The following is a 3,244-nucleotide window of genomic DNA, read 5'->3' as shown; positions in this document are numbered from 1 at the left end:
GTATAGGTAGCTTAGAAATCAGCAATTAGCAAAAAAAGCTTTGGATGACATGTTCACTACCGTATAGGTAGCTTAGAAATCAAGAAGTGTACAAAGTTTTAAACGGGCAATGTTCACTACCGTATAGGTAGCTTAGAAATGTTTGCCAAGATTGTGCCAAACGTAAATATAGTTCACTACCGTATAGGTAGCTTAGAAAAGTATGACCACCATCCATATAACCTTTAGCACGTTCACTACCGTATAGGTAGCTTAGAAAAGCATTAGCTGTAGCCGCTGCAATATTTGCATGTTCACTACCGTATAGGTAGCTTAGAAAAAACTAAAATTCTAATTACTGGTGCCGATGGCGTTCACTACCGTATAGGTAGCTTAGAAATTGTTGGAATCTAGACCAGAGACGATCACCCAGTTCACTACCGTATAGGTAGCTTAGAAAAATAGCCGTGAATGCAGGTACACCATTTTTAAGTTCGCTACCGCATAGGTAGCTTAGAAAAGTAGATGCCTCGCTTGTCGAATTAGACAGTGGTTCGCTACCGCATAGGTAGCTTAGAAATGGTAATGCAACAGCACAAGATGATTGGAGAAGTTCACTACTGTATAGGTAACTTAACGAACTTAAAATTAATTGGATATAGGCTTAGTGTGACTGGAAAAGTCTAATCAATTGAAAAATTTCAATATTATGTTTAAAACAAAATTTGACAAAATGAGTGACATAATCTTTGACATTATTACAATTAAAATTTGACTAAATTTATGATTTATAATAATAATGTTTTGACATTTTATTTGACAAAAAAATTGACAAAATGCCTGATCAAAGTAAAGTTTGGCTAGATGACACAACTTTAAGAGTCATGACGTACAAGTCCGGCTCTTTTACCTTTCAGCTTGGGTTTGACTTAGAGCAGGTTACACCTATGCTTGATCGTGTAAACGATGCACAGAATAGATTTAATAAAATGCCAAGTTTGCCTCAAATTATAGATCAAGTACAAGAAAAGGTTTTAGCGAGTAGTATTTATAGTACAAATACCATTGAAGGTGGTCAATTTACAGAGCAAGAGACGAAGGAAATTTTAAGACTAGATCCTAAGACAATACAAAAGACCGAGGAGCGTCGTCTCACCAATCTTAAAGAGGCAATAGATTGGATCAAACAGTTCAGTCAAAAAAAATTACAACCTAAAGAGGGTCAAAGTATATCCTTAATGTCCGTCATTAAGTTACATAGTCTGGTATCGCAAAATCTAGAAGAACAACATAATCCAGCAGGGCAGTTTAGGAATAATCAGCCTAACCAAAAAACAGTGGTAGGTAATAGCGAACATGGTGGTACATATCGTCCACCAAAATGTATTGAAGATATTGAGTATCTTATAATAGCTTGGATTGAATGGTTAAATAGCCCGAATGTGATTAATCAGCCTGCTATTATCCGTGCTTGTTTAGCACATTATTACTTTGAATTGATTCATCCATTTTGGGATGGTAACGGACGAACAGGTCGTTTAATTGAAATGTTACTGCTTGAACAATCAGGCTATCGATTTAGTTCGTCAGCGATATGGGCATATTATCAAATCAATATTCATGAGTATTTTGCTTTGTTTAATGCATGTCGAAAAGCTGCTGATAGAAAGGAATCTTCAGCCAATCAATCTTTTATTGAGTTTGTGCTAAAAGGGATGTTTGAGACCATTAATAATTTACATGATCAAAGTAATGGACTAATCGGCTTTTTGTTGTATCAAACAGCTTTAAATGATGCCAAATTTAGTAAACGGATCTCAGATAGACAATTTAATTTAATTCAAACAATTATGTTTGTAAGAGGACAGACGAAAAAGTTTTTTAACCAAGCTGAGTTATATCGAATACCACAAATCCAAGTTTTATATACAGGTAAAACAGAACGTACTTTTTATCGTGATATTGCTAGATTGGTTGAGCTAAACTTTTTAGATGATCAAGATGGATTGATTGTTGTTGGCGAGTCAGTTTAAATATGATGAGTTTATAAATTGCTTGGCAATATTTTATAAATCTTTTGCAACTGAGGCAAAAGTAGGAAAATTTGGATTGTATAGATTTTAGTGAAACAGAAGATAATTCTAAAATTTTACCCCAATATTTTTTAACTCTTTAACAACTGAATAAAATCAATAAATTATAATCGTAAATAGAAACTTGGGTCATTTGATGATTTTTAGGTTTAACTTACTGTTATTATTTTATTTTTTGTTTTAAAGTTATAGTTTACTACCGTATAGGTAGCTTAGAAACAACGTTTCCGTAATAAATTAGGCGTTTCAGCGTTTACTACCGTATAGGTAGCTTAGAAAGAATCAGCTTCGGGACAGAGTTGCCAGTCTAATGTTTACTACCGTATAGGTAGCTTAGAAAATTGACGGAAATCACACCAGGATAATTAATCCCGTTTACTACCGTATAGGTAGCTTAGAAAAAAAAACTTGGTTTCAGCGTTTCCGTAACAAAGTTTACTACCGTATAGGTAGCTTAGAAACTACAAAGCTTTTGTCGATCTTTACAACACGTGTTTACTACCGTATAGGTAGCTTAGAAAATTGCTATTCGTATCGTTATTACGGCGCATAAGTTTACTACCGTATAGGTAGCTTAGAAAGATCAAGGGAATCAGTAGGATAGCAAAGAGTTGTTTACTACCGTATAGGTAGCTTAGAAATTGTTGTGTGTAAGCCTGATACTTTCCATTAAGTTTACTACCGTATAGGTAGCTTAGAAATCCTAATTTTCCATTAACTCGATTTGAATTATGTTTACTACCGTATAGGTAGCTTAGAAATGATAAATCTGAACGGTGCTCACAGTTCTTATGTTTACTACCGTATAGGTAGCTTAGAAAAACACCATTTTTTGTATAAGTTGGCTGTGAGAGTTTACTACCGTATAGGTAGCTTAGAAAATAATTCAAACTCCGTGTGAACGTGTGAATAAGTTTACTACCGTATAGGTAGCTTAGAAACATTACAGTAATTCCAGTTGTTTTACCGTTTTGTTTACTACCGTATAGGTAGCTTAGAAAAGAGATCCGAGCATTGTTTAAAGACTATAAAAGTTCACTACCGTATAGGTAGCTTAGAAATGTAGGTGCAGAATATAACCCTGCGCCTGTTCGTTCACTACCGTATAGGTAGCTTAGAAAAACAACGGCAGAATTAGAGGGTACAGCTTTATGTTCACTACCGTATAGGTA

Annotated in this window: 1 protein-coding gene and 2 CRISPR repeat arrays; the gene reads left to right on the top strand. The window is 34.6% G+C overall.

The genetic code is table 11. The annotated features are described in order from the left end of the window. Positions 1 to 51: 51 nt before the first annotated feature. Positions 52 to 619: direct repeats of the CRISPR family, unit length 28 nt; unit sequence GTTCACTACCGTATAGGTAGCTTAGAAA. Positions 620 to 815: 196 nt separating this feature from the next. Further along, positions 816 to 2,012, top strand: a complete 1,197-nt coding sequence (locus tag AAV97_RS00030; RefSeq protein WP_046759453.1) for a Fic family protein — start codon at positions 816 to 818, stop codon at positions 2,010 to 2,012. Between the two features lie 251 nt (positions 2,013 to 2,263). Then, positions 2,264 to 3,193: direct repeats of the CRISPR family, unit length 28 nt; unit sequence GTTTACTACCGTATAGGTAGCTTAGAAA. Positions 3,194 to 3,244: the final 51 nt, after the last annotated feature.

Origin of the sequence: Acinetobacter sp. Ag2 (assembly GCF_001005515.1) — a bacterium.
In the GTDB taxonomy this organism is placed as follows: domain Bacteria; phylum Pseudomonadota; class Gammaproteobacteria; order Pseudomonadales; family Moraxellaceae; genus Acinetobacter; species Acinetobacter bereziniae.
This window is presented reverse-complemented; position numbering and strand designations above follow the sequence as displayed.

Coding starts and splice junctions, on each gene's coding strand:
- AAV97_RS00030 (WP_046759453.1), top strand. CDS start 816: ATGCCTGATCAAAGTAAAGTTTGGCTAGATGACACAACTTTAAGAGTC.